Origin of the sequence: Algibacillus agarilyticus (assembly GCF_003286125.1) — a bacterium.
GTDB classification, from domain to species: domain Bacteria; phylum Pseudomonadota; class Gammaproteobacteria; order Enterobacterales; family Alteromonadaceae; genus Algibacillus; species Algibacillus agarilyticus.
The window spans coordinates 317,516-339,688 of record NZ_QMED01000001.1 but is presented as its reverse complement, the minus strand read 5'-3'; the positions used below and the strand labels follow the sequence as shown (position 1 = coordinate 339,688).

Genomic DNA, 22,173 nt, shown 5'->3' with positions numbered 1-22,173 from the left:
GGCGTTTTATTGATAAGAAATAGAGTAGAGTGTTGTTTATTATAGCTTCGGTGATTTATGCCATTCCTGTACGCCGACGCCTTGTTCAAAAACCGCTGGATGCATTCTGAGAGATCACTTATATAACCCTAAGATTTAAATAATTTAAGTTAACCAACGTGTTAATTTGGCTTCTAATTCGTCTCGTTGTATCGGTTTACTGATGTGATCATTCATGCCTGAATTTAAGTAACTATCTATATCATCAGGCAATACATTCGCCGTGAGTGCAATAATGGTGGGCGATCCCTTTGGTAGATCAAGCATTCTGATTGTTTTAGTCGCGGTTAAACCATCCATGATAGGCATTTGTATGTCCATAAAAACAATGTCGAAAGCTTTGTTTTTAACTTGTTCTACTGCGTCTTCACCATTGATTGCGATATCAACATCAATGTTATACAAATTGAAAATAGCGATGGCGACTTCACGATTTATTTCGTTATCTTCAACCACGAGTATTTTTGCATTTTTATATAATTGAACTTGTGCGGCTTTATCATTATCGACTAATTTTGTTTCGGGCTCTGCCGCGATATAAATTTCAAGTGTATAATTAAATTTAGTACCTAGGCCTAAATCACTTTCAACCCAGATATTGCCGCCCATTATTTCGACTAGCTGTTTACTAATTGCTAAGCCTAAACCTGTACCTATGGCATTTTTGTTGTTTGCTGTGACTTCTTGAGCATAGGGACTAAACATATTTTCTATAAATGACTCGCTCATGCCTTGCCCTGTATCAACAACCGAAACTGCGATTGTTGCTAAGTTATCGCTTACATGCAGGAGAGATGCATTGACCGATATTTCGCCTTTATCGGTAAATTTAATCGCGTTACCCACAATATTATATAAAATTTGGCAAAATCGAGTGCTATCAATCATTAAGTAGTCAGGTACTTCGGGGTGGATGACAATGTTTAAGTTGATCCCTTTTTGGGCGCAGTGAGTATTAAAAATACTCGCAATATTATTAAATAAAGCGCGCACATGAGTTGGTTCTGGTCTTAGCTTTAAACAGCCTTGCTGCACTTTAGAAAAGTCTAAAATATCATTAATAATGGTTAATAAGTTTTGCCCACTTATTTTTATATTACAAACCCATTTATGCTGCTTTTCATTAAGTTCTGATTCACCTAGTAATTCAGTCATACCTAAAACACCGGTCATTGGTGTTCTTATTTCGTGGCTCATGTTGGCTAAAAATTCACTTGTAGCTTGGTTTTGGTTAATGGCTTCTTGAGTTAGGGCTTCGAGTTTTTCAGTTTTTTCGATCACTTTCTGTTCGAGATTTTGTTTGCTTAAGTTTAAATTTTTTGACAGGGTGTTGATTGAATCTGCGAGTAAAGCGAGTTCATTCGTTTGTTTAAAACTTAAGTGTATTTGTTCAGCCTCACCTGTCGCTATTTTATGAGTTTGCTTAATAACCGCTAAAATAGGGTGACTGGTCACAGATGCTAACCAATAAGCAAGAAACAAGGTTAAAATAATCGAAACACCAGCTACCCATAAAAAGACACGTTCAATTTTATATAAATTGATAAAGGCGACAGATTCGGTTTGGGTTATTAAAACATGCCAAGGTGTTTTTTTGATTGTGTTTAAAATAAAAAATGTCGTTTCATTTTGATTGTTGATTGTGGTTTGTAATTGACTTAAATGATTCAAATGTTCCGGATGCAAAACGATACCAATATTATTTTCTTGAGCATGTAAAAACGCGGTCTGATTTAGTGCTTTAAATATGGGGTCGTTATTATCGGGTAAGTGTCTTTTTTCAATAAGATATACATTTCCCGTCTCTAATAATTGAGAATTGTTAAGTGAATCGTATAACGCTGAAAATTGAGTATGAACACTTAAGTAAGCCAACCTTTGGTTATTTAACGTTAAAGGTGTGGTAAACACATGAACAAATTTATTATCGACAATATGGTAATTGTCTAAACTAACATCATTATTTGATTTTAGTTGCTTAAAGCTTTGTGATAATTTGGCTAAGTTTTGCGTGTTATGTGCGGTTGAAGTAATAATATTACCATGGGCATCATGTATATCTATTTGAATAAAGTCACTAATAGATTTTTGTGCATCTAATAAAATAGTGCGCATCTTGTTTATATGTTTGGTATCTGGCTTATTGAGTTGCAGTTGCAGTGATTTACGCAATTGTGTGCGGCTTGAGGTCAGTAAAATACGCTCTGCGTTTTGTTGTAGTAATAATTCTATTTGTTGCTTTAAGCCATTACTGACTGTAATTAAATGTCGTTCGATATCGTTTTGTATGTTTTTTTTGGTGAAATAATAGACCGTCCCGCCAAAAACCAGCAAGCAAACTAAGCTAAAAGTTAACATTGAAATGAATATTTTTTTAGACAGTTTCATTTACCAGCCTTTCACACAAAATATGAGCATTACTTGGAATTCTTTAGTTTCTTGAGTATAGCGGGTTTGCTTAATAAAAGATCTTTAAATTAGGCAGAATGCTAGGGCGTGTTTATCTTTGTCGTATAGATTTTGTTCAATTTAAAAGCGTTTTGATCGCGGCATTGGCTTGATGGCATAGTGGCTCTACGTCAAAAGCCAATAACAAAGAGCAAAACGTTTTGGATTGAACCCAAAGAGCAGCGTATTTGCACTATTTGACTATGTTGCCCCACATGGATGTGGGGTAAGGTGACTTTGCAGGAGCATAAAGTCTTTATCGCTCTTTTATGTAGAATAACGACACCGCAATCGCTCTGCCTTATATAAATAGTGCAAATACGGCAGCAAAAGCATACACAAAAGATAAACACGCCCTAAGGTGTATTAATTTTTTAGAAAAAGCGAGGGTGGCCATTAACGTTTTTTACCTGGCTGCACTAAGCTTTGATTAGTGTATAAATATAATATGATGGATTATGTATGTTAGCTGGTTTGCAATTATTACCTTCTCATCAAACGGATGAAAAGATGAGTAGCTTACTCGATTTTTATGAAGTAATGGATTTAGACATTGTATTATCGACTCATCCGAATTGGTCACAAATTAGTAAGTTACCGCCTTTGTTTTTACATGACCGACCTGATTTTTTAGCGGATGCGTTATTGCCACCAGAAATTTGGCAAAGTGATGAAATAGAGAGTGAGCGTTTAAAATACAGCCATCCTCACCCGGTTGCTCCTACGTTGCGTGAATATCGTTTATTGTTATTTTCAACTGCTGACCCTTCATTGCCGATAGCTTATGGCGCAATGGATATCAGTTTATTAGATAAATGGAACTTAGAAGGACGCACCCAAAGACCTTTTGAATTAGGTATTCAACTCGAGTTTTTGCATAATTATGTGATGCCAGAATACCGTGATTTAGGTATTGCTAAGTTATTAGGTTTTGCCATGGGCGATATTTTTTGGCACCAAATCCAGCATGTTTTACAGCTTCTTGACCATTCTGATTTTATGTTAAGACCGATTATTGTCGGTCATGAATATAAAGCGGGTGGGTCAACTATAGTTGATACCGTTGAGCGAGAAATGCGCATGATGTCAAAAATTTACGTTGAAAAGCAAATTGATTTTCGCTTAGAAAATACGCTAGTTAGTTTTCCTGATCTTTTTGATTAAGTTTATTCACTAAATCGTTTCTTACTATATCAATGGCTTGAAGCGCTTCTTTCTCATCTATTTGGTTTTGTTCAAACTGCATAATTAAATCAATCGCTAATCGCACATGGTAAGGTGCGTTAGCGAAGTGGTCTGGTTTACTACTCACGTTTATGTTGTACCTTAGGTGTTATTTTCTTCTAAAAAGCGCAGCGCGCTTTTAAGTGCATTATTAACATTCATTTCCATTTGTTGTCTTTCTGCTTGTGGTAAATAAAATGCCATGTCGACTTCATAACGAATGTATTTAGGTTGCAGTTGGTTTAGGATTAAACAACTCAAATCAGCAAGAAAATCTGAATCATGTTTATCTGAGATCCCCGTTGCGACTAATTTGTCTACGACTAATTTTTCATAATAGTTATGAATATCATCATCTAATTTCATACTTACTTTCCTAGTTGTATTATTTTGTTAAGAATAGATCAGTTTACGCTATTTTATCTAGTGCTTGGTTAAAATCTGCAATAAGATCATCAAGATCTTCTATACCAATTGATAAGCGGATCATATTATCACTTACACCCATTTCGGCTCGTCTAGCCGCGCCCATCTCATAATAAATAGTCGGAGCGACCGGTATTGCTAAGGTTCGGTTATCACCTAAATGTGTTGCATTTAAAACTAAATCGAGCGAATTTAAAAAAGCAAAAGGGTCGGCTTCTTCAATTAAATCAATACTCATTAAACCGCCAAAATATTTAAATAAACTAGCCGCTCTTTGATGTTGCGGGTGCTGAGGTAGTCCCGGATAATAAACTTTTTTCACTTTAGGGTGGCGTTGAAAAAATGCAGCTAAATTTAAAGCGTTAGCACAAATTCTATCTAAGCGTAATGCTAATGTTTCAGCCCCGACAGAAATTAAATGACAAGCTTCAGAACTGATGCTACCGCCCATATCTCTCAAGCCTTTCTTTTTTATTTGCGTAATGGCCCAAAGCTTAGGATCTGCGCCTTTATAACTTTCATTTATGTTTGGGTATGTTGACCAATCGAATGTGCCTGTGTCAGTTACCCAGCCTCCTAAGGCATTTCCGTGGCCACTAATATATTTAGTCAATGAGCCTGTAATAAGATGAGCCCCTTGTGCTTTGGCATTGAATAAGTAAGCAGGGGTCATCGTGGTATCAAGTATGAATAGTAAATGATGGGCTTCACATAATGCTGTTAGGCCTACCACATCGGCAACTTGAGTGACTGGGTTGGCAATGGTTTCACAAAATAAAAGCCGTGTATTGGGTTTAATGTGTTCAGCAACATGTTGGCTATCAGTTACATCAACAAAACTGACTTCGATGCCATATTGATTTAGTTGTTGCATAAAGCTATTTGTATTACCAAATAAAAAATGGCTAACTAAAATATGATCGCCTTGCTTGAGCAGCGTTAATAATGTGGCACTGATTGCTGCCATTCCCGTCGAAAACACAACACTGGCCAGGCCATTATCCATATTACAAATTAAATTTTGTAGTGCATTCATGCTTGGCGTAGATGAACGAGCGTAAGCGTGGCTAGGGTTGCGACCTTGGAAAACATCGACTAATTCTTGCACATCATCATATTTAAATAACACAGATTGATGTTTAGGTTGATGCACGGCGCCTGATTCTAAATTTAAGCGACGATCTGAATGGACAATTTGGGTTGTGAATCCTTGCGCTTTCATTTTATTCTCTTACTATTCGAATGATGGTTTATCCAGTTGAGTTACTTTCTCTGTATTCGCTTGTTCTTATAATGAGTATAGGCGCGAGTAGAGTTAACCAACTGAATTGTTTAGTTAATCAATAGTATAGTCTGTTTATAAGGTTTTTATGTCAACTCAATTAGCAAAAGTCGTATGGCAAGGCCAACGAAAATTTACGGGTACATCTGATAGTGGCTTTGATGTGTTAATGGATGGACGTTCGGCTGATAGTGGTCCACGTGAAGCGGCGAGTCCTATGGAACTAATCGCTTTAGGGTTAGGGGGTTGTTCGTCTGTCGATGTTGTGTCTATATTAGAAAAGAAAAGGTTACAAATCTCCGCTTGTTCGGTCGATATACAAACGACTCGAGCAACCCGTGTGCCGGCTGTTTTTACACATATGCATTTAAATTTTGTCATTACGGGTAAAAACATTCCTGAAAAGGCGGTTAATCAAGCCGTTACTTTATCAGCCGATAAATATTGCTCTGTTGTGCAAATGTTACAAGCGGGTGGAGTTGAAATTACCCATGGTTTTGAGATTATTGATGTGTAAACACCAGGTTTATGTACTAAACCTTGTATATCCCCTTTAACGGAGTTTTATTATGCAATCCCCAACTAGTGCTGAACTACAACAATTATGCTCACTTACTTGCGAACCTTGTAAAAAGGGTTCAACCACTATTAATGATCAACTAAAAGAAACGTACCTTGCTGCATTAGCTACTTGGGAAATTAAAACACGTGATGGTGTTGACTGTTTAAACCGAGTTTACGAGTTTAAAAATTTCGCACAAGCATTAGAATTCACACAAAAAATTGGTGAGCTAGCAGAAATAAATGGTCATCACCCTTGTTTAATGACTGAATGGGGGCAAGTTACGGTAAGCTGGTGGACACATAAAATAAAGGGGTTACACGAAGCTGATTTTATTTTAGCTGGGCGTACCGAAGATATATTCAATAAACGTTTTGAAGAAGCGCTAGCTAATATTTAATCTATTTTAGAGTGCAGCTTTGATAATGCGAAGTTGCACTTTTTACCTTGTTCGGTAATCACTTATCACGACTCTTATCCTTTTTTCTTTGGGCTTACTACTTTCGCCAACTGTATTACGTAACAAAAGCGTGCATGATGTTTATACGTTATAGTCTTCTCGCTCAGGTTTTATGGTTCATTGTCAGCGCTTACTCGCCCTAATCACATAGTAGAGCATATGCTCATGGGGTCTCGAAGCTTGACGGCTTCCCCTAAAACCCGATCGCTTTGACTATATATTGCACTTGTTCGGTTTATTTAAGATTGTAAAAAATATGGCTAAAGTGATAGTGGCTTAATTTTATAAAATATTAAATTTTCAACTTAAGTTGTTATCTAAGTTATTTTTAATTTTTTCTCCACAATAAATAATTCCACCTATACTTTATTGATATGAATGACGTATAAGCCGAGTTAGATGCCGTTTATTTAGCTGTGATTTTTTAATTGAGCAACAGTAAAAACGTAATATGGTGTGAATAAAGTGACGGATCAATTAACAGAGCATGTAACAACGCAGGTAACAACGAGTGTTGACGCTAAAAAACGCAGCACCTTAAAATATCTATCAAAAGGGTTACTTTGTGGTGCGTTGATTAACCAAGCGCCCTATGTATTTGCTCGGCAAAAAACAAAGTTAAGAATTTTAGGCACACATGTCACCTTGCAAGAAGAGTTGCGTTTAAGGGCAATGCAAGATTTAGGCATTGAGCTTGAATTTGAAGCTAAAGGTAGTGCTGCTGTTTTACAAAAAGCGTCAATGCAACCGAAATCGTTTGATTTGTACGAGCAATGGTCGAATAGCATTAATGTGTTATGGAGCTCTGGCGCTATTCAGCCAATTGATAAACGTCGCTTGTTATATTGGGATGAAATAAACAATTTGACCAAAACAGGGAAAATATCGCCTGAGGCCAAAATTGGTGCCGGAGATGCCCCTTATAAGCTTTTACATGTGCAAGCGGATGGTTCATTAGGCTCAACGCATACTGAAAAATTAAGCTTTTTACCTTATGTACATAATGTGGATTCATTTGGTTACAACACTCGTGTTATTCCCAAAGGTATCCCTTTTGAGACTGAAAGTTGGGGTTGGTTATTAGATAAAAAATACCAAGGAAAAGTGGCAATCGTTAATGCGCCAACGATTGGTATCTTTGATCTCGCTCTGGCCGCTCAAGCACAAGGGTTAATGACTTTTGTTGATATTGGTAATATGAGCAAAGCAGAAGTTGATCAATTATTCAATATTTTAGGGGAATATAAAAAGTCGGGGCACTTTAGTGGTTTTTGGTCTTCAGTGCCTGAATCTGTTCGTTACATGCGGAATGAGCGTGTTGTTATTGAAAGTATGTTTTCCCCCGCCGTTGCTGCGTTAAATGGTGAAAACGTTCCTGTCACTTATGCAGCACCTAAAGAAGGTTACCGAGGTTGGCACGGCGTTATGTGTTTATCATCTGCCACCCAAGGAAAACAAAAAGATGCCGCTTATGAATATATGAATTGGTGGTTATCAGGTTGGCCGGGCGCTTTTATTGCGCGTCAAGGTTATTACATCTCAAACCCAGAACGGTCTAAATCGCATTTATCGGTCGAGGAGTGGGAGTATTGGTATGATGGCAAGCCAGCGTCAAGAGATTTAAGAGGTACAGATGGTAAAATATCCGTACATAAAGGTGAGGTAAGAACCGGCGGTAGCTATGTTAATCGGTTTAACAATGTAGCGGTTTGGAATACAGTGATGCCGACCTACGAATATAGTTTGCAAAAGTGGTATGAGTTTATTAGTTCATGATAAAAAAAATAAAGCGTAAAACGGGTTCAGTTGAATCATTAACGTTAACGGATGTGACGGTTTCTTTTTGGCCGTTTGATATTTTGCTTGTGGATCAACAGCATGCTTAAGTCGTTAAAATTTCAGTTATTATTTGCTGTTACTGCTCTCATTGTATTGTTGGGGGCTGGTTCGTTTTTTAATCATTATAGTCATCAAGTCTTTGTTAACGGTTTTGCTTTAACAACGAATGTGGTTCAGAAAAAAGAACGTGTTAGAGAACTAGAACGAGATGTTATTGATTTACAACGCAACGTACTGCTTTATAAACGCACCATTAGCCCCGCCGCAATTCAACGCATTAATGAGCTATTCAAAGCGGTAAATAGTAATTTAAACCAGCTTGATGAATTAACCTTTAGTGGTGATGAGCAAGAAAATTACAACGACTTAATCCAATTAATGCGTGATCATGCCGCTGATTATCGAGATAATTTGGGTGGTGTTATTGATGGGATCTTGCAGCAAACCGATTTATTTGAAGATGGCTTAATAAAACATTTTGATATTATTTTACAAGATATTGATGGAAATAAAGATAACCTTACACTGACAACGTCAAATGCCGTTAAACCTCAATTGCATGTCGTTGATACCCAATTTGTGTATCATTTAGCGCGTGCACAAAATGCTGTATATCGTTATATATCCTCACCTGACTATGAACATATTGAAAGCTTTACTCTACAGCTAAATGAACTTGAAATATTAATCGCTGAACATCCCAAGTTGCAGTCCAAGTCATATAGTGCGCAAATTAAGTTACTGCAGCAAAATTTCACTAAACTGACCCAAATTACCCGCGGTTATATTTTTTTAGTTAATGTGGTGATGGCAGGCTCTGCAAATGAATTTTTATATGCGACGCGTAAATTAAATGAATTAGTCACACTCGAATTCGAAAACACGCAATCATCGGTTGAAAAAAGTATCAGTGATGCACGTTTTCAGGCTGGGCTAATCTCTACAATTTCAGTGGCTTTGATCATTATTACCGCTTTATTTTTGCTTAAGCGCGTTATTTTACCAATTAATCAATTAACTAATGTGTTTGCACAATTATCAAGTGATCAAAAAATCACTGAAATTCCGAGTTTGACTCGTCAAGATGAGGTAGGACAATTAGCTCAAGCCGCTCATATTTTTAGTCAGAAAAATCAGCAAACGCAAGATTTGTTATTACATGCTCAAAGATTAAATAAAGAGCAAATTTCGCTGAATAAAGAGCTAAAACAGTCAAAGATAAAAGCAGAAGCCGCGACACACTCAAAAAGTATGTTTTTAGCTAATATGAGCCACGAAATTAGAACCCCAATGAATGGAATTATCGGTTTAGTTGAGCTGGCGTTAAAAACAGAGTTATCCCCGAAGCAGCAAGAGTATTTATCTAAAGTGGCTTATTCTAGTCAAGTATTGATGGGAGTGATTAATGATATTTTAGATTTCTCTAAAATTGAAGCCGGGAAAATGAGCATAGAGTCCGTGCCTTTTTCGCTAAATGAAGTATTAGAGAACTTATTGTCTGCGGTGCTTATTCGAGCCCAAGAAAAAAACCTCAATGTATTATTGGTGATGCAGCCTAATATGCCCGTTCATTTAATGGGTGATCCACTTCGTTTAACGCAAGTTTTGCTTAATATTTGTAATAATGCGGTCAAATTTACCAATATCGGTAATGTGAAAATTGAGGTGAGTTATGATACTGCTAGCGGCTCGGCTGGTGAATTTATCTTTAGGGTTATTGATAGTGGTATCGGTATGGATGCTGAGCAGCTTAATAAAATATTTGAACCGTTTACGCAAGCTGATGGCTCGACTAGTCGTCAGTACGGCGGTACCGGTTTAGGGCTATCTATTGTTCAACAGTTATTAAAACTCATGGGTGGCAGACTCGATGTTGAATCGAATGTTAACCGTGGGAGTGCTTTTACAATGCGGATCCCACTTTCGTTGAACGAACAGGCTACTGAACCTTCTCATCATAAAGCTAATAAGATTGTTTGTTATTCGGCGCATGAAAATAGCGATATTATGCAATACAGTAAAGCCATCGCAGATGATGTTAAATATCAATCAATAGAATCATTTGACCCGAGTTGGATAACCGAGGCATTACTTGCTGACTTTGTGGTGGTTGATATTCAAAGTTATAAAGAATTAAAACTCAGGCTTACCGATGTTAGTTTAAATTTGGCTGGCGAATGTAAACTAGGCGTTATCGCTTATTCTTCTTCACGTAATTATTTAGAGTATATTGAAGCAAGGGAGGGGTTACATTTTCTTACCCATCCTTTTACTTATCACCAATATGTTGATTTTATCGATGAGCTGTCTGATGCTGCCATCGTGCAAGTAGAAGAGGTACTTGAAGATAAACCAAGTGAAGTCGATTTACATTTTATTGGCCAAGTTTTATTAGTTGAAGACAACTTTGTAAATCAAATGGTCGCGAGTGAAATTCTTAAAAGTTTTGGGGTGGCATGTGATATCGCCGAAGATGGCAAGCAAGCGGTGACGAAGGTTAAAAATAATCCTGATTATGATTTGATTTTTATGGATATTCAGATGCCGGTGATGGATGGCTACACAGCCACTAAAACACTTCGAGAGCAAGGTTTCCTTGATTTACCCATTTGTGGTTTGTCAGCCAATGTGATGAAGCAAGATATTGACGCGGGTTACGCCGCCGGAATGAATGATTATATCGCTAAGCCTATTCAACGGGCTGATATTGCCAGTGTGTTATCTGCTCATTTAACCGTTAAAAATACTTAATCCACACTCAATAACACGTTTTATAATCAAATCTTGAGTTCTGCTTTTATTGCATAGATACTTGAAAGTATTAGCTTAATTTATGTGGAAAACAAGATGAAATTGCTGAGTGTCAACCCGCTATCGCTTAACTCTCAAAAGCACAATGCTTTTACTGATTTCGTTAAATTTAAAAATGCCTACTATATTTGTTATCGCGAAGCTCAAAATCATGTCAGCAAAGATGGTTTGATACGTATCCTCAAATCTTTGGATTTATTGCATTGGCAAACCGTTTCTATTCTTAAATTTGAGTTATCCGATTTACGGGACCCGAAATTATCAGTATCACCTAAAAATCAATTGGCTTTGCTTTTTTATCATAAGCAATATGATTCTGCTGGCGCGCTTTTGTCAAATTTATCTAAAGTCAGTTTTTCACAAACGGGTGATTCATGGGGAACACCTATCACGCTGAGTGAAAATAAATGGTGGCTATGGCGCTTAACTTGGTTAAAAGAAGCCCAAGCGCCATTTGCTTTAGGCGTTGCTTATAACCGTGCAAGTCATTGCGTACGTTTGTACGCAGGCGACCCTGGCCGCTCATTTAAATGCATTCAACCTGAGTTATTTAGTTTACGTAAAAATGGTAAAGGTTACCCAAACGAAAGTGAAGTCATATTTTTAGCGGATGGAACCGCTTTGTGTTTATTACGACGTGATGTCGATACTGGTTCTGCTCAATTGGGCGTGGCTAAGTCACCATATAAACGTTGGCAGTGGATTGACTTACGATATTACCTTGGGGGGCCCGCGATGCTGCAATTATCAAATGGAGAGATATGGATCGCCGCTCGGTTATTCACTAAACGCAATAAACCCGTAACCGCTTTATTGAAGCTTGCTTTATCTTGCAATAATGTGGGTGAATATCGTGCTTCATTAACACCGACTTTAAAATTGCCATCAGCGGGTGATAACAGTTACCCTGGGCTGCTTGAAGATAATGGACATTTATTTGTTAGTTACTATTCTGAGCATCAAGGTCAGTCTAGCCACGTGTATTTAGCTAAATTAGCGATTGGCGGGAAAATTAGCAGTTAGTAATATTAAATGCAATGGCCTCATTAATGTGCGGCAATTGTTCCGCTAACATAAATAACCGATCAATCCCTAAGGCAACGCCGGCGCAATTAGGTAAGCCATTTTCTAAAGCAGCAAGTAAATAATGATCAATTGGTTTTTGTTCTTTTCCTGCCTGTTGTCGGAGTTGGTTATCTTGTTCAAAACGTTTAAGTTGCTCATGCTTATCGGTTAACTCATGAAAGCCATTCGCTAGCTCAATCCCTTTAAAATAAACTTCAAAGCGCTCAGCGACTCTTAGGTCATCTTTATTGAGTTTGGCTAATGACGCTTGAGCTGCAGGAAAGTGATAAACAAAACAAGGTGTCTCTTGACCTATTTTATGTTCAATATGGGTGCAAAAAATATATTGCAACAGGTCCGTTTTACTGGTTAAAACGCTAGCAATATCGGGTTCACCTTTATCTTTTATAAATTTTTTTAGTTCAGTGACTTGGCAATGAAGTGGATCAATATGAGTGAACATTAAAAAAGCTTGTTGATACGTTAAATAATCAGCCGCTTGGCATGCCAGCATTTGTTGCAGGAATGTATCTACTTCTTGCATTAAATCATGATGATTAAAGTTCATTCGATACCATTCAAGCATGCTAAATTCTGGGTTATGAAAACGACCACTTTCATCATTTCTAACGGCTTTACAAAGTTGGTAAATACAACCTGAACCGGCGGCGATTAACCTTTTCATCGCATATTCAGGTGACGTTTGTAGGTATAAATTAAGTGGCTTTGCAAAACCGGGCCCAGTAAATTGACACTCTATATTTTCAAGGTGTAGATCGGTTATGCCACTGCTAGCTAATAAAGGCGTTTCGACTTCAAGTACATCTCGTTCAGCAAAAAAGTGTCTTATTTTATGGAGTAATAAAGCACGTTTTTTTAATGTTGCGATACTTGCAGATGGTTGCCAATTCATATTGAGTGGTTCTCGATAAAGTTAAGATACAAAAAAGCCTGATAAATCAGGCTTTATTTTCGCTATTTCCAATTTACCGGAAACGTTTTAGGTTAAAAAGTTATTTACCCGCACGGCCCACATATTCGCCAGTACGTGTATCAACTTTAATTATTTCACCTATTTGTATAAATAAAGGAACACGAACAACGGCACCCGTGCTCAAGGTCGCTGGTTTACCACCTGTACCGGCTGTATCACCTTTTAAACCGGGATCGGTTTCGGTAATTTCTAATTCAACAAAATTGGGTGGAGAAACGGCGATTGGGCTGCCGTTCCATAATGTGATTGTACAAACGTCTTGTTCAGCCAACCATTTTTCGTTATCGCCTAATGCTTTTGCATCGGCGGCGATTTGCTCAAACGTGTCGTTATTCATGAAGTGCCAAAACTCACCATCATTATATAGATAGGCAAGATCTGTTTCCATCACATCTGCTCCTTCAACACTATCGCCAGACTTAAACGTTTTTTCGAGAACTTTGCCCGAAATTAATTTACGAATACGAACACGGTTAAATGCTTGGCCTTTACCCGGCTTTACAATTTCGTTTTCTAAGATAGAGCACGGCTCTCCATCTAACATTATTTTTAAGCCGCCTTTAAATTCATTTGTGCTATAGTTCGCCATTATCGTCTCTACATTATTTACGTTCGTTAAACTTATCCCGCAATTCTAAACCAAAATGATTAATTTTGAAGCTTGTTGGCAAAAAGAACTGGCTAATTCTTTTACTGATCCAACTAAATTACTGACTTTTTTGCAAATATCGTCTGAAAAATATACAGAGGGTACGTCTGCACGCCAATTGTTTCCGTTAAGAGTGCCTCGCCCTTTCGCTAATAAGATGAAAAAAGGTGATAATAACGACCCATTGTTGCTGCAAGTGATCACCCAAAAAGAAGAATTTTTAACGGCCAGTGGCTATAGTACCGATCCACTTGAAGAACATGATGCCGTTATTCCTGGCTTATTACATAAATATAAAAGTCGGACCTTAATGATTGTTAAAGGTGGATGTGCAATAAATTGTCGATATTGCTTTCGTCGGCACTTTCCTTATCAAGATAATACTGGGGGTAAGTTAACTTGGCAGGCCGCACTGGATTATATAAAAACGAAGCCTGAAATAAACGAAGTTATTTTGAGTGGTGGTGATCCATTGATGGCCAAAGATAAGCAATTAATTGAGCTTATTGAGGCTATTGCGAATATTGGACATGTTAAACGTGTACGTATTCATAGTCGTTTACCGGTGGTTATACCGCAACGTATTACACCCGAGTTAGTCAAATGTTTAACTGAATTGCCGATAAAGGTTATTTTTGTTCACCATATTAATCATGCAAATGAAATCGACGCTGATTTTATGGCGGCGATTAAACCATTACAGGTGCCTAATATCACCTTGTTAAACCAAGCTGTTTTATTAAAAGGCGTTAATGACACTACTCAAGCAATGGTAGATTTAAGTGAGCGATTATTTGCAGCTGGAATTTTACCTTATTACATTCATTTGCTGGATAAAGTACAAGGAGCTGCTCATTTTGCTGTTACTGAAGAGACCGCAGCAAGGGTTTATAAAGGAATGTTAGCTGAATTACCTGGTTTTTTAATGCCTAAATGGGCAAGAGAGATCGGTGGAGAAGCGAGTAAAACCCCTATTTTTTATTAAGCTTAAATAATTGGCGGCCAAAAAGACAAAACCTCTAACAAGTAGAGGTTTGAGTAATAATTGAGGGGTGCCTAGACCGATATCCTTAATGGGTCTGGCATACCAAGTTAAACCTTGATATTGATGTTGTTCCCAATCGCTGGATCAGCGGGTTTTGAGGGGGGGATGTCTGCTGACTCCAAGAGTTGCAAAGTTGCTTTTCCGTCTGCTTCTTGCTGATCTTTCGCCAATTTTGCCGATCGTAATTCAACGCCGGAAGAATCGGATCCACCTATTGGGCTTCCACTTGCTGGACCTATGTTCATAAGTACCTCCAAATTATGTGCCTAACAACCGTAGTTTGTTAGAACACTGACATCAATTGTGGTTAACGAGAGTTTTTTACCCTCAATCAACTTATCGACTGCAAACTAAAAGACTTTAGAAGAAAAATTAAATAAAATGATGATCTTTGATCGTCAAAGCTAATTTAAGAGGAAATCATGCAAGATATAGTTGAAGTATTTAGACAAAATTTACAACTCGCTTACGAGAATGCCAAGCAAACGGATGATATTTTACAAGCGCTTTCGGAGCAGGGTTTAGGTAAGTTTAATGCTATATTTCCAAAAGATGCGGGGTTTAACTGTGAAGCCAATCGCTTAGTACCTTACGTTGAAGATATATCGATGCGTTTTTATGATGCGACGCATAATGGCGCGAAAGAAAAAATATCGCCAACTGAATTAGCGGTATTGGCGGATTTACTGAAAAAAATATTTGTGATACAAGCCAAATTAGCTGAAAATACTATTATTAAATTGGATGAAAATTAACCAATTTGGATTATACTTAAGGTAGAGTATTCTTGCTAGGGTGGGGTGAATCTAATGCAAATTAATAATACTGCATTTAATCTAAACAGAGATGTAGGACTTAGCGAGTCTAATGCTAAGGCTAACTCGCCCGAAATAAAGCTGCCATTCAAAGCAGAACAAGATACGGTTACGTTAAGCCCGCAAGCTCAAATCATTCAAAAAACAGGTGAAAATAATCAAGCGCGTGTTGATGCGAATACGAATGACAGTGAGCAAAGTGAAGATCTAGATAAAAATGACTCAGTTAGAGTGTCTAGTTCGATTGGCCAAGCGGCAAGTAAATTGGGATTATCTGAACAAGAAGCCATTGATTTGTACAAAAAAATTGATGCGCTGGTTTAACCATTTTGTTGACGAAGATTAATTAGTACTATCAAAAAAACAGATAGTACTAATCGTTTTTATCCTTTTTATTTTTTTATCGTATGCATCTACACTTCTAACCGTAAACTTAAATCCATTAATTAGAGAGTGTATTATGTTAGTCAATCAAGAAAATAAAAGCGTACCTGCCGTTAGTTTCCCTGTTCGTATTAATGATGAGTGGCAAACATGGTCTACAGACCAGTTGTTTTCAAATAAAAAAGTGGTTGTGTTTGCATTACCTGGTGCTTTTACACCAACGTGTTCTTCCAGCCATCTACCGCGCTATAATGAATTAGCTTCTGTATTTAAAGAGCAAGGTATTGACGACATTATTTGTTTATCAGTAAATGATACATTTGTTATGAATTCATGGGCTGAAGCGCAAAATGCTGAAAATATTACTTTTTTACCTGATGGTAATGGTGAGTTCAGTGACAAAATTGGTATGTTAGTTGATAAATCGGCGATTGGTTTTGGCAAACGTAGCTGGCGTTATTCAATGTTAGTTGATAATGGCATTATTGAAAAAATGTTTATCGAGCCTGAAGTTGAAGGCGACCCATTTGAAGTGTCTGATGCTGATACTATGCTTGCGTATATTGCCCCTGAAGCCGTGCAAAAAGCGAATGTAAGTTTAGTCACTAAACCAGGTTGTCCTTTCTGTGCTAAAGCCAAGGCATTATTAACAGAGAAAGGTTTTGCTTACGAAGAATTAGCATTAGGCGATACCGTTTCAATTGCGGGTTTACGTGCGCTTTCTGGTCGTGATACGGTTCCACAAGTCTTTATAGATGGTAAGCATATTGGTGGCAGTGATGATTTAGAAGCTTACTTTAGTTAATTCTTTTAAAATTTAATAGTCGCTTAAAAACAAGCCCCATTTTTGCCATGCAAGAATGGGGTTTTTAATGCCTTTAGTCGCGTGGTATTAACCGGCGTTTTGTTCTCTAATTTCACAAGCGGCTAATGTATTTTCTATTAGAGTCGCAACCGTCATTGGGCCTACACCACCCGGAACAGGGGTAATAAAACTGGCAACTTGGCTCGCCACTTCAAACCCTACATCGCCCACGAGTTTTCCCGTTTCGAGTCGATTGATACCTACATCGATTACGATCGCATTGTCTTTTATCCATTCACCCGGAATGAACCCTGGCTTTCCAACCGCAACCACAACTAAATCGGCGCGTTTTATATGCGACTCTAAATTTTTAGTAAAGCGATGACAAACCGTTGTGGTACAGCCTGCTAGTAAAAGCTCAAGTGCCATTGGTCTACCCACAATATTCGAAGCCCCAACTACAACGGCATCTAAACCGTGTAAATCAACTTTAGTTGATTCAAGTAACGTCATAATACCTTTTGGTGTACAAGAGCGTAGCGCAGGAATACGTTGAGCTAAACGACCTACATTATAAGGATGAAAGCCATCAACATCTTTAGTGGGTGATATACGTTCAATAACACGTGTTTGATCTAAGCCTTCTGGTAAAGGAAATTGCACCAAAATGCCATCGATGGAATCATCGGCGTTGAGTTTATCGATTAAATCAAATAATTGTTGTTGATTAGTGTCGGCCGGTAAGTCAAAAGATTTTGAAATAAAGCCTACTTCTTCACATGAGCGTCGCTTACTGCCAACGTAAACTTGTGAAGCGGGATCAGCGCCGACTAAGACAACGGCTAAACCCGGTGCTTTTTTTCCTTGGGCAAGTCGTTCGGCAACTTGTCTTTTAACGGTATCTTTTACTTGTTGGGCTATTTCTTTCCCGTGGATTAAATTTGCGGTCATATTTAGGCTACTGAGTATTAAATTAATTGCGTCTATTTTCTCATGATATCAAAATAATAAGCAATGAGTTAAATAGATAAAAAAAACATCGTCTTTTGGTGTAAAACTAGTCATAGTGAAAAAGTTGAAGTTTTTTGTAAAAAAACGTTTGACGAGACTCGGGGGGCTATGTATTATGCGCCCCGCAGTTGAGGCACTCCTCATTAAGCAGATAACGGTGATTAGCGCAGCTTGGTAGCGCACTTGGTTTGGGTCCAAGGGGTCGCAAGTTCGAATCTTGCATCACCGACCACTCTCTTAATAAGTAGTTCTGTACTTCGATGTGCGTCCTTAGCTCAGCTGGATAGAGCAACGCCCTTCTAAGGCGTGGGTCGTAGGTTCGAATCCTACAGGACGCACCAGCTTTAACTGTTATAAAATTCTACTATGGTGACTGTAGCTCAGTTGGTAGAGCCCCGGATTGTGATTCCGGTTGTCGCGAGTTCAAGCCTCGTCAGTCACCCCACTTTTTTTACCCCTGTATCGGTGATTAGCGCAGCTTGGTAGCGCACTTGGTTTGGGTCCAAGGGGTCGCAAGTTCGAATCTTGCATCACCGACCACCTCATTTTTTGTAAAATCTCCTCATATAATATTCAATATAACTCTTTATTTACTCTTATAGTTAAAATATTCGGCTTTCTCTTATGTGATATTGGACGTAACGGTTTCTCATCGCTATAATGCCGCGTCATTTTTTGAACAGAATAGATAAAGTTGGTTGTAGCGTTTTGTTGCTATCAATTTTTATGTCATCAGAATAACTACTTTTAAGTTATTCGAGGAATTATAAAGCGCAAAATCGCTTTGCAAAGTTTGAGGTAATCAAATGCAAGTTTCAGTTGAAACCACTCAAGGCTTAGAACGCCGCTTAAAGATCACTGTACCAAGTGCTAATGTAGATAAAATTGTTAATGATCAATTACGTCGTTTATCAAAAACTCAGCGTATTGATGGTTTCCGTCCGGGTAAAGTACCCGTCAGCATCATCAAGAAGCGTTTCGGCGCTACTGTACGTCAAGATGTTGCTAACGATGTTATCCAACAAAATTTTTACCAAGCTGTTGTTCAAGAAAAATTAACGCCAGCAGGTGCTCCACAAATTCAAATTGATTCATTAAATGAAGGTGAAGACTTTGCATTTACTGCAACATTTGAAGTATACCCAGAAATCACGGTTTCAGGTTTAGATGCTTTAGAAGTTGAAAAAGTAAGCGCAAGTGTGACCGACGAAGATTTAGCTAACATGTTAGAAACGTTACGTGGCCAACACGCTACGTGGAGTGAAGTGGAAAGCGAATCTAAATCAGGCGAAAAAGTAACAATCGATTTTGCTGGTTCTATCGACGGTGAAGAGTTTGAAGGCGGCAAAGCTGAAAACTTTGAATTAGAATTAGGCACTGAACGCATGATCCCTGGATTTGAAACTCAAATCGAAGGCATGAAAGCGGGTGAAGAAAAAGAAATTACGGTTAACTTCCCAGATGATTACCAAGCTGAAAACCTTAAAGGTAAAGAAGCTAAATTTGCTATCAAAGTTAATAAAGTTGAAGCTAAATCATTACCAGAAATTGATGATGAGTTCTGCACTAAATTTGGTGTAGCTGAAGGCGGTATCGAAGCGTTAAAAACCGAAGTGCGTAAAAACATGGAACGTGAATTAGCAAGCAGCCTTAAGTTAACAAATAAAAATGCAGCAATTGATGCTTTAATTGACACTGTTGAAGTTGAAATTCCAAAAGCACTTATTGACCAAGAAGTTGATTCGTTACGTCAACAAGCTGTTCAGCGTTTTGGTGGCAACACTGAAAATGTACCTGAATTACCAGCTAGTTTATTTGAAGAGAATGCAATTAAACGTGTTAAAACCGGTTTAGTGCTTTCTGAAGTTATCAAAGCAAACGAAATAAAAGCTGACGATGATAAAGTTAAGTCATTAATTGAAGATATGGCTTCAGCATATGAAGATCCATCAGAAGTTGTGAATTATTACATGAGCAACGAAGAAATGTTAAACAACATGCGCAACGTTGCTGTTGAAGAGCAATCTGTTGAATTTGTTTTATCTCAAGCTAAAGTTACTGAAGTAACTAAAACTTTTGATGAAATAATGAATAAACAGGCTTAATTCGTTCAAATTTAACATTGACGAAACATAGTAGATCTTGTTTAAATGGCTTGAATGTATCGCATTCAAGCCATTTTTTATTGAGTAAAGGATTTTAAGTTGACAGATAATACCCATTTTGACCCGCTTAGTGCATTAGTTCCTATGGTTATCGAACAAACGGCTAAAGGTGAGCGTTCGTTCGATATTTATTCTAGATTATTAAAAGAACGTGTGATTTTTCTTGTTGGTCAAGTCGAAGATCATATGGCGAATCTTATTGTTGCTCAATTGTTGTTTCTTGAATCTGAAAACCCTGATAAAGATATTCACTTATATATCAATTCTCCTGGTGGTTCAGTAACGGCAGGCATGGCTATCTACGATACAATGAAGTTTATTAAACCGAATGTATCAACAGTATGTATTGGCCAAGCAGCAAGCATGGGCGCATTTTTATTATCAGGTGGTGAGAAAGGCAAGCGTTTTGCGTTACCTAATTCACGCGTTATGATCCATCAGCCATTAGGCGGATTCCAAGGTCAAGCATCAGATTTTGAAATACATGCAAAAGAGATTTTAAGTATTAAAGCTAAATTAAATCGTTTGTTAGCCGAACACACTGGCCAAGAAATTGACAAAGTATCACATGACACTGATCGTGATAATTTCTTGAGTGCAGAAGACGCTAAAGAATACGGTTTAATTGATGAAGTATTAACTTCACGTTAAGATACCTATTAAATCTAATTATTAGCGGTTAATTGTCTAAATAGGGCAGAGCCGCTATGATAATAGTTTAAAAAATCGTCCTAGTTTTGGATGGTAGAACACGAATAAGGTTAGAGGTATTTAGATGACGGATAGTCGCAAAGGTGATGGTACCGACGACAATGGTAAAATCCTATACTGCTCATTTTGTGGTAAAAGTCAGCATGAAGTACGTAAGCTGATTGCAGGGCCATCTGTATTCATCTGTGACGAATGTGTTGAGTTATGTAATGACATTATTCGAGAAGAGATTAAAGAGATATCACCCGTTAAAAGCGAACGTGATGCCTTACCAACACCAGCAGAAATTAATGAACATTTAAATGATTATGTCATTGGTCAACGTATCGCCAAGCGCGTTTTATCTGTGGCGGTATATAATCATTATAAGCGTTTACGCAATGGCGATAAAACAGCAGAAGGCGTTGAATTAGGCAAAAGTAATATTTTGTTAATTGGCCCAACGGGAAGTGGTAAAACATTACTCGCCGAAACGCTTGCTCGCTTACTTGATGTACCGTTTACGATGGCAGATGCGACGACATTAACCGAAGCCGGTTATGTTGGTGAAGATGTTGAAAACATCATTCAAAAATTATTACAGAAATGTGATTATGATGTAGAGCAGGCTCAACGTGGTATCGTTTATATTGATGAAATCGATAAAATTTCACGTAAATCAGATAACCCGTCGATAACTCGTGATGTGTCAGGCGAAGGTGTGCAACAAGCCTTACTTAAGTTAATTGAAGGCACGATCGCGTCTGTTCCACCACAAGGTGGTCGTAAACATCCACAGCAAGAGTTTTTGCAAGTCGATACATCTAAAATATTATTTATTTGTGGCGGTGCATTTGCGGGCTTGGATAAGGTTATTGAGCAACGTACCGCTAAAAATACCGGTATCGGGTTTGGTGCTGAAGTGCTGGGTAAAGCTGAAAAACGTTCATTGACCGATACGTTTTTAGAAGTTGAACCGGAAGATTTAGTTAAATATGGCTTAATTCCTGAGTTTATCGGTCGTTTACCGGTAGTCGCTACCTTAACTGAATTAGATGAAGATGCATTATTGCAAATCTTGCGTGAACCTAAAAACGCAATTACCAAGCAATATGCAGCGCTAATTAACATGGAAGGTGCTGAGCTTGAATTCCGTGAAGATGCATTACGAGCAATAGCACGTAAAGCAATGGATCGTAATACTGGCGCACGTGGCTTACGTTCGATTGTTGAAAACGTTTTACTTGATACCATGTATGATTTACCAACAATGGATAATGTCAGTAAAGTGGTAATTGATGAAACGGTTATCAGTGGTGAATCAAAACCTATTTTGATTTATGACAATCCAGAAAGTAAACAAGCCGTATCTGAATAATTCTAATTCAGTTAGGTTTAGTGATTAAAAAGCGAGTTTATCTCGCTTTTTTTGTGTCTTGCGTTTGTGTCTTGTGTTTGT

The 22,173-nt window shown here is 37.8% G+C and carries 21 protein-coding genes and 4 tRNA genes; 17 read left to right on the top strand and 8 right to left on the bottom strand.

The window, feature by feature from the left end; genetic code table 11:
• Nucleotides 1-144 precede the first annotated feature (144 nt).
• Nucleotides 145-2,427, bottom strand: coding sequence for a hybrid sensor histidine kinase/response regulator (locus tag DPX34_RS01535; protein ID WP_111976636.1), 2,283 nt, complete (start codon nt 2,425-2,427; stop codon nt 145-147).
• A gap of 522 nt (nt 2,428-2,949) precedes the next feature.
• Between DPX34_RS01535 and DPX34_RS01530 the strand changes: the two genes are divergently transcribed.
• Entirely contained in the window at nt 2,950-3,651 is a 702-nt protein-coding gene (locus DPX34_RS01530; protein ID WP_111976635.1) for a hypothetical protein, read from the top strand.
• Here the strand turns inward: DPX34_RS01530 and DPX34_RS01525 are convergent.
• The 3 genes from DPX34_RS01525 to DPX34_RS01515 are packed head-to-tail and all read right to left on the bottom strand — an operon-like array spanning nt 3,626 to nt 5,359.
• On the bottom strand, nt 3,626-3,799 hold the full coding sequence (locus tag DPX34_RS01525) for a DUF2496 domain-containing protein (RefSeq protein ID WP_111976634.1): 174 nt from the start codon (nt 3,797-3,799) through the stop codon (nt 3,626-3,628). The genes DPX34_RS01530 and DPX34_RS01525 overlap by 26 nt on opposite strands.
• 14 nt (nt 3,800-3,813) lie before the next feature.
• Complete coding sequence (locus DPX34_RS01520) at nt 3,814-4,077, bottom strand: late competence development ComFB family protein (RefSeq protein ID WP_111976633.1); 264 nt, start codon at nt 4,075-4,077, stop codon at nt 3,814-3,816.
• 43 nt (nt 4,078-4,120) lie between these two features.
• Complete coding sequence (locus DPX34_RS01515; protein WP_111976632.1) at nt 4,121-5,359, bottom strand: cystathionine gamma-synthase family protein; 1,239 nt, start codon at nt 5,357-5,359, stop codon at nt 4,121-4,123.
• Nucleotides 5,360-5,507: 148 nt separating this feature from the next.
• Between DPX34_RS01515 and DPX34_RS01510 the strand changes: the two genes are divergently transcribed.
• From DPX34_RS01510 to DPX34_RS01490, 5 genes are all read left to right on the top strand, one after another.
• Nucleotides 5,508-5,936, top strand: a complete 429-nt coding sequence (locus DPX34_RS01510) for an OsmC family protein (RefSeq protein ID WP_111976631.1) — start codon at nt 5,508-5,510, stop codon at nt 5,934-5,936.
• Between the two features lie 52 nt (nt 5,937-5,988).
• The gene (locus tag DPX34_RS01505) at nt 5,989-6,381 is read left to right on the top strand and encodes a 4a-hydroxytetrahydrobiopterin dehydratase (protein WP_111976630.1); all 393 of its coding nucleotides are present in this window, start codon (nt 5,989-5,991) and stop codon (nt 6,379-6,381) included.
• A 525-nt stretch (nt 6,382-6,906) separates the two neighbouring features.
• Complete coding sequence (locus DPX34_RS01500) at nt 6,907-8,217, top strand: ABC transporter substrate-binding protein (protein ID WP_232824618.1); 1,311 nt, start codon at nt 6,907-6,909, stop codon at nt 8,215-8,217.
• Nucleotides 8,218-8,319: 102 nt separating this feature from the next.
• Nucleotides 8,320-11,031, top strand: a complete 2,712-nt coding sequence (locus DPX34_RS01495) for an ATP-binding protein (RefSeq protein ID WP_111976629.1) — start codon at nt 8,320-8,322, stop codon at nt 11,029-11,031.
• Nucleotides 11,032-11,127: 96 nt separating this feature from the next.
• Nucleotides 11,128-12,114 (top strand): sialidase family protein, encoded by a 987-nt coding sequence (locus tag DPX34_RS01490; protein WP_111976628.1) that lies wholly within the window; start codon nt 11,128-11,130, stop codon nt 12,112-12,114.
• Here the strand turns inward: DPX34_RS01490 and epmA are convergent.
• Both epmA and efp read right to left on the bottom strand, forming a co-directional pair.
• The gene (gene epmA / locus DPX34_RS01485; protein WP_111976627.1) at nt 12,104-13,069 is read right to left on the bottom strand and encodes an elongation factor P--(R)-beta-lysine ligase; all 966 of its coding nucleotides are present in this window, start codon (nt 13,067-13,069) and stop codon (nt 12,104-12,106) included. The two genes, DPX34_RS01490 and epmA, sit on opposite strands and share 11 nt — an antisense overlap.
• Before the next feature lie 100 nt (nt 13,070-13,169).
• Nucleotides 13,170-13,739, bottom strand: a complete 570-nt coding sequence (gene efp, locus DPX34_RS01480) for an elongation factor P (RefSeq protein WP_111976626.1) — start codon at nt 13,737-13,739, stop codon at nt 13,170-13,172.
• Between the two features lie 55 nt (nt 13,740-13,794).
• Here efp and epmB point away from each other — a divergent pair, with 55 nt between their 5' ends.
• Nucleotides 13,795-14,784 carry an EF-P beta-lysylation protein EpmB gene (gene epmB, locus DPX34_RS01475; RefSeq protein WP_111976625.1) on the top strand — a complete coding sequence of 330 codons (990 nt, stop codon included), beginning with the start codon at nt 13,795-13,797 and terminating at the stop codon, nt 14,782-14,784.
• A 107-nt stretch (nt 14,785-14,891) separates the two neighbouring features.
• Here epmB and DPX34_RS01470 read toward each other — a convergent pair whose 3' ends face one another.
• Nucleotides 14,892-15,089, bottom strand: coding sequence for a hypothetical protein (locus DPX34_RS01470; protein ID WP_111976624.1), 198 nt, complete (start codon nt 15,087-15,089; stop codon nt 14,892-14,894).
• 177 nt (nt 15,090-15,266) lie between these two features.
• Here DPX34_RS01470 and DPX34_RS01465 point away from each other — a divergent pair, with 177 nt between their 5' ends.
• From DPX34_RS01465 to DPX34_RS01455, 3 genes are all read left to right on the top strand, one after another.
• Nucleotides 15,267-15,599, top strand: coding sequence for a hypothetical protein (locus DPX34_RS01465; protein ID WP_111976623.1), 333 nt, complete (start codon nt 15,267-15,269; stop codon nt 15,597-15,599).
• Between the two features lie 54 nt (nt 15,600-15,653).
• Nucleotides 15,654-15,983: a hypothetical protein gene (locus DPX34_RS01460; protein ID WP_111976622.1), complete on the top strand. Its 330-nt coding sequence runs from the start codon at nt 15,654-15,656 to the stop codon at nt 15,981-15,983.
• A 136-nt stretch (nt 15,984-16,119) separates the two neighbouring features.
• Nucleotides 16,120-16,848, top strand: coding sequence for a glutathione peroxidase (locus tag DPX34_RS01455; protein WP_111976621.1), 729 nt, complete (start codon nt 16,120-16,122; stop codon nt 16,846-16,848).
• Nucleotides 16,849-16,935: 87 nt separating this feature from the next.
• On the opposite strand, the gene folD is transcribed toward DPX34_RS01455, so the two are convergent.
• Complete coding sequence (folD, locus tag DPX34_RS01450) at nt 16,936-17,799, bottom strand: bifunctional methylenetetrahydrofolate dehydrogenase/methenyltetrahydrofolate cyclohydrolase FolD (RefSeq protein WP_111976620.1); 864 nt, start codon at nt 17,797-17,799, stop codon at nt 16,936-16,938.
• A gap of 215 nt (nt 17,800-18,014) precedes the next feature.
• On the opposite strand from folD, the gene DPX34_RS01445 reads away from it, so the two are divergent.
• The 7 genes from DPX34_RS01445 to clpX all read left to right on the top strand — a co-directional run bounded on the left by DPX34_RS01445 (nt 18,015) and on the right by clpX (nt 22,092).
• A tRNA-Pro gene (locus DPX34_RS01445) sits at nt 18,015-18,091 on the top strand.
• A gap of 32 nt (nt 18,092-18,123) precedes the next feature.
• Nucleotides 18,124-18,200 (top strand) — tRNA-Arg (locus DPX34_RS01440).
• A 28-nt stretch (nt 18,201-18,228) separates the two neighbouring features.
• Nucleotides 18,229-18,304: transfer RNA gene (locus DPX34_RS01435), tRNA-His, on the top strand.
• 18 nt (nt 18,305-18,322) lie between these two features.
• Nucleotides 18,323-18,399: transfer RNA gene (locus tag DPX34_RS01430), tRNA-Pro, on the top strand.
• 266 nt (nt 18,400-18,665) lie between these two features.
• On the top strand, nt 18,666-19,964 hold the full coding sequence (gene tig, locus DPX34_RS01425) for a trigger factor (protein ID WP_111976619.1): 1,299 nt from the start codon (nt 18,666-18,668) through the stop codon (nt 19,962-19,964).
• A gap of 99 nt (nt 19,965-20,063) precedes the next feature.
• Nucleotides 20,064-20,675 (top strand): ATP-dependent Clp endopeptidase proteolytic subunit ClpP, encoded by a 612-nt coding sequence (gene clpP / locus DPX34_RS01420; protein WP_269815493.1) that lies wholly within the window; start codon nt 20,064-20,066, stop codon nt 20,673-20,675.
• A gap of 124 nt (nt 20,676-20,799) precedes the next feature.
• A complete protein-coding gene (clpX, locus tag DPX34_RS01415) occupies nt 20,800-22,092 on the top strand; it encodes an ATP-dependent protease ATP-binding subunit ClpX (RefSeq protein WP_111976618.1) in 1,293 nt (430 codons plus the stop codon).
• The last annotated feature ends 81 nt before the right edge of the window (nt 22,093-22,173 follow it).

Bases quoted from the DNA above. Each gene is read 5' to 3' on its own strand.
- DPX34_RS01495 (WP_111976629.1), top strand. From the start codon at position 8,320: ATGCTTAAGTCGTTAAAATTTCAGTTATTATTTGCTGTTACTGCTCTC.
- efp (WP_111976626.1), bottom strand. From the start codon at position 13,739: ATGGCGAACTATAGCACAAATGAATTTAAAGGCGGCTTAAAAATAATG.
- clpX (WP_111976618.1), top strand. From the start codon at position 20,800: ATGACGGATAGTCGCAAAGGTGATGGTACCGACGACAATGGTAAAATC.
- DPX34_RS01465 (WP_111976623.1), top strand. From the start codon at position 15,267: ATGCAAGATATAGTTGAAGTATTTAGACAAAATTTACAACTCGCTTAC.
- tig (WP_111976619.1), top strand. From the start codon at position 18,666: ATGCAAGTTTCAGTTGAAACCACTCAAGGCTTAGAACGCCGCTTAAAG.
- DPX34_RS01515 (WP_111976632.1), bottom strand. From the start codon at position 5,359: ATGAAAGCGCAAGGATTCACAACCCAAATTGTCCATTCAGATCGTCGC.
- DPX34_RS01535 (WP_111976636.1), bottom strand. From the start codon at position 2,427: ATGAAACTGTCTAAAAAAATATTCATTTCAATGTTAACTTTTAGCTTA.
- DPX34_RS01520 (WP_111976633.1), bottom strand. From the start codon at position 4,077: ATGAAATTAGATGATGATATTCATAACTATTATGAAAAATTAGTCGTA.
- DPX34_RS01505 (WP_111976630.1), top strand. From the start codon at position 5,989: ATGCAATCCCCAACTAGTGCTGAACTACAACAATTATGCTCACTTACT.
- DPX34_RS01455 (WP_111976621.1), top strand. From the start codon at position 16,120: ATGTTAGTCAATCAAGAAAATAAAAGCGTACCTGCCGTTAGTTTCCCT.
- epmB (WP_111976625.1), top strand. From the start codon at position 13,795: ATGATTAATTTTGAAGCTTGTTGGCAAAAAGAACTGGCTAATTCTTTT.
- DPX34_RS01530 (WP_111976635.1), top strand. From the start codon at position 2,950: ATGTTAGCTGGTTTGCAATTATTACCTTCTCATCAAACGGATGAAAAG.
- DPX34_RS01460 (WP_111976622.1), top strand. From the start codon at position 15,654: ATGCAAATTAATAATACTGCATTTAATCTAAACAGAGATGTAGGACTT.
- epmA (WP_111976627.1), bottom strand. From the start codon at position 13,069: ATGAATTGGCAACCATCTGCAAGTATCGCAACATTAAAAAAACGTGCT.
- folD (WP_111976620.1), bottom strand. From the start codon at position 17,799: ATGACCGCAAATTTAATCCACGGGAAAGAAATAGCCCAACAAGTAAAA.
- DPX34_RS01490 (WP_111976628.1), top strand. From the start codon at position 11,128: ATGAAATTGCTGAGTGTCAACCCGCTATCGCTTAACTCTCAAAAGCAC.
- DPX34_RS01470 (WP_111976624.1), bottom strand. From the start codon at position 15,089: ATGAACATAGGTCCAGCAAGTGGAAGCCCAATAGGTGGATCCGATTCT.
- DPX34_RS01510 (WP_111976631.1), top strand. From the start codon at position 5,508: ATGTCAACTCAATTAGCAAAAGTCGTATGGCAAGGCCAACGAAAATTT.